Here is a 3,728-nt window from a genome sequence, read left to right as displayed (position 1 = left end):
TTTATTAAATAAGGAGTAAAATCACTACTGTTTTTTCTACCATCAAAACATGCATATACTGTGTTTTCTTCATGTTGAGAGGGTAATACATAATTTACAAAAGTCATTTTTGGAATTCCAGGAAATTTATCATATTTCGACCAGTTTTCGCCATCATTTTCAGTAAACCATATCAAGCCATCATCTGTTCCTGCATATAACATTCCTTGTTTTAAAGGTGATTCGGCGAGTGCAAAAATATTTCCAAATTTAGAGGTTGATAGATTTTTGGCTACAGCTTCATGATTCCACATTTTCCCCATCATTGGTAAACTATTCTGATCTATTTGTTGTGTTAAATCACCACTTATTTTTTTCCAAGATCCACCCATATCTGTACTCTTAAATACATAATTACCAGCTATATATAGTGTTTTAGAGTTGAATGAACTTAAAAAATACGGTGTATTCCAATTCCAACGAAATTCTTCTTCAATTGTAGGTTGAGGTTGTATTGATATACTATTTCCAGTAGATTCATCGTATCTTCTAATACCACAATATTGTGATTCATGATAAGATATAGTTGGATTATTTGGATCAGGAATAGATAAATAACCATCACCGCCAATAGTGTACGTCCAATCTGCATTTTCTAAAGAACGCCTGTGTGTTTGAGAAGGTCCAAACCAAGAACCATTATCTTGAGCTCCACCATAAATATTATAAAACGGATAATCATTATCAACTCTTGCGTGATAATATTGTGTAATTGGAAGATTACTCATAAACTGCCATGTTTTAGCACTATCGTATGACTCATACAATCCTCCATCACATCCAACTAAATAGTGATTTGTATCATTGGGGTTAATCCATATTGCATGATTATCAACATGTTTATTGTTACCTTCAATGCTTTCCCAAGTTTTTCCTCCGTCATTTGATCTTCCAGCACGTGTATCCATTAAAAATACAACATTAGGGTTTATAGGATCTGCATATAATTCATTATAATATTGTGGGCTTGAAGTTCCTTTATCACTACGTTTTTCCCAACTTTCTCCTAAATCGCTTGATCTATAAAATCCACTTTTATTTTCTGGCAATTCAATTACTGCATAAATTATATCTGGATTAGCAGGTGATACTGCTAAACCGATTCTACCAACGTCTCCTTTTGGTAAACCTTTTTTTAATTTTACCCAAGTTGCTCCTGCATCAACCGATTTATAAATTGCAGATTCTGGTCCTCCATTAATTTTTGAGTACACTCTTCGTTCTCTTTGATGTGAAACTGCATATAAAATATCTGGATTTCTTGGATCCATTTCCATATCAGAAACTCCTGTGTATTCTCCAATTTCAAGAACTCGTTTCCAAGTTTTCCCGCCATCAATAGTTTTATACAATCCGCGTTCACCCCCAGGCCCCCAAGCTTGTCCTTGAGCTGCAACATATACAATATTGCTATTTCTTGGATCTATCATTATTTTACCAATTTGTGAACTAGTTTTTAATCCCATATTCGTAAATGACTTTCCTCCATCGGTAGTTTTATAAACTCCATCTCCATATGCCAAATTACGTTGACTGTTGTTTTCACCTGTTCCAACCCAAAGTACATTAGAATTATTAGGATCCATCGCTAAACAACCTATTGAATATACAGCTTGTTTATCAAAAATTGGTTTAAAAGTTGTTCCGTGATTTACTGTTTTCCATAAACCTCCTGATGCTACTCCAACATAATATTCAGAATAATTATTTGGATTTACAGCTAAATCAGAAATACGACCAGAATAAGCTGCTGGTCCAACACTTCTAAAACTTAACATTTTTAGCATCGTATCTGTTAACTCAAATTTTTTAGAGTCATCTGATTTCTTTTTTTTTCGTTGTGCAAAAGTTTGTGTTGATGATACCATAAATAAAATGGTAAGTATTGAAGCTATCATCCAATTGCTGTTATTCATTTTAAACATACTAAATTTTTTAAAATTAAAGCTGCATAAAATTAAGTAAAATTAATTACACTTTTGTTACCTAAAATATGGCTATAAATAAATGTATCTTTGCGAAAAATTTGTTTTAAACATCATATATGCAATTCAAAGACTTACAGTTAAATAAACCTATTTTAAAAGCAATTTTAGAAAAAAAATACGAATTAGCTACGCCTATTCAAGAACAAACAATTCCTTTAGTGTTAGCAAAAAAAGATGTTATTGCTTCAGCTCAAACAGGTACAGGAAAAACTGCTGCTTTTGCATTGCCAATTTTACAATTATTGTTTGATAGACAAGATGCTGGTAAAAAAGCTAAAAAAATAAGAGCTTTAATTATAAGTCCAACACGTGAGTTAGCTATTCAAATTGAAGAAAATTTTAAATCGTATGCAAAATTTACTAATTTAAGAAGTACGGTTTTGTTTGGAGGAACTTCTATTGAACCTCAAAAAGATATATTAAAAAAAGGAGTTGATATTTTAATTGCTACACCAGGAAGGTTATTAGATTTACATAAACAAGATTACATAAATTTAGATTATATAGAAACCTTTGTACTAGATGAAGCCGATTTAATGTTAGACATGGGTTTTATTGATGACGTTAAAAAAATTGAGCGTTTATGTCCTAAAGAAAAACAAGTGCTATTATTTTCGGCAACAATGCCAAATAAAATAGTTGAATTAGCAAAAAGTATTCTTAAAAACCCTGTAACTGTCGATGTAACTCCAAAATATTCAGCTGCCGAAAGTATAAATCAACTATTGTTTTATGTGCCAAAACAGAAAAAAATGGAATTGTGTTTACATTTATTACGCAACACCATAAAAGGCGATATTCTTATTTTTAGGCGAACAAAATTTGGTGTTGGGAAACTCGAAAAAATGCTAAAAAAGAATGGTTACAAAGCAGATAGTATTCACGGTGACAAAACACAAAGCTCTAGAGAAGAAGCATTAAATAAATTCAAAAATAAACAAGTTAACATTTTAATAGCTACTGATGTTGCTTCTCGTGGAATTGATATTAATAATTTAGACGCCGTTATTAATTTTGATATTCCAAACATTCCTGAAACTTATATTCATAGAATTGGAAGAACTGGTAGAGCTGGAAAAACTGGAAATTCTTATTCATTTTGTGCTGCAGATGAAAAAACGTACATAGGAACTATCGAAAATTTAATTAGCACAATAATTCCTGTAGAAACTGAACATCCTTATCCGTTAGACCCAAAAGCAAAACCTGAAGTGTACATAAAAAAAGGTAGCAATGTTAAAAAAGGAAGAAAATCTGCTGCTTCTAAAAAAAACAAAAAACGTTGGTATTAACTATTAATCACCCTAAAGTTGTTTTAAAGCCTCAAACTAAATTTTACTATTATAATGAGTTGGCACTCATTTAAAAAACAGAAAAATGAGAAATATAAATTATTTAATACTAATATCCTTATTCATTTTAGGATGTGGAAATAAACCTCAAAATCAAGACCCAATTCCAAATCACGATACTTTTAAAATAGAATCCAAACAAGTCGGAGAAACAAGAATAATAAATGTTTGGAGACCACCAATGTATAAAAGTAGTACCGAATCATATCCTGTACTCTATATGCCTGATGGTGGAATAAAAGAAGATTTCCCTCATATTGCAAATACTATCGCAAAACTTGTTAAAGAAAAAAGTATTCCTCCAATTATCTTGGTTGGAATTGAAAATACTGAAAGAGGAAGAGATTTA

General features: G+C 31.1%; 3 protein-coding genes. 2 read left to right on the top strand and 1 reads right to left on the bottom strand.

Features of this window, described 5'->3' with window-relative positions; all coding sequences use genetic code 11:
• Nucleotides 1-1,964 (bottom strand): VPS10 domain-containing protein (locus QM495_RS03775; RefSeq protein ID WP_408670775.1); only part of this gene is annotated, 1,964 nt, incomplete at its 3' end.
• Between the two features lie 119 nt (nt 1,965-2,083).
• Here QM495_RS03775 and QM495_RS03770 point away from each other — a divergent pair.
• Both QM495_RS03770 and QM495_RS03765 read left to right on the top strand, forming a co-directional pair.
• Nucleotides 2,084-3,319, top strand: coding sequence for a DEAD/DEAH box helicase (locus QM495_RS03770; protein ID WP_408670774.1), 1,236 nt, complete (start codon nt 2,084-2,086; stop codon nt 3,317-3,319).
• Between the two features lie 85 nt (nt 3,320-3,404).
• The coding region (locus QM495_RS03765; RefSeq protein ID WP_408670773.1) for an alpha/beta hydrolase-fold protein at nt 3,405-3,728 on the top strand (324 nt) is incomplete at its 3' end.

The sequence above is a fragment of the Lutibacter sp. genome, assembly GCF_046055765.1.
Taxonomy (GTDB): domain Bacteria; phylum Bacteroidota; class Bacteroidia; order Flavobacteriales; family Flavobacteriaceae; genus Lutibacter.
This window is presented reverse-complemented; position numbering and strand designations above follow the sequence as displayed.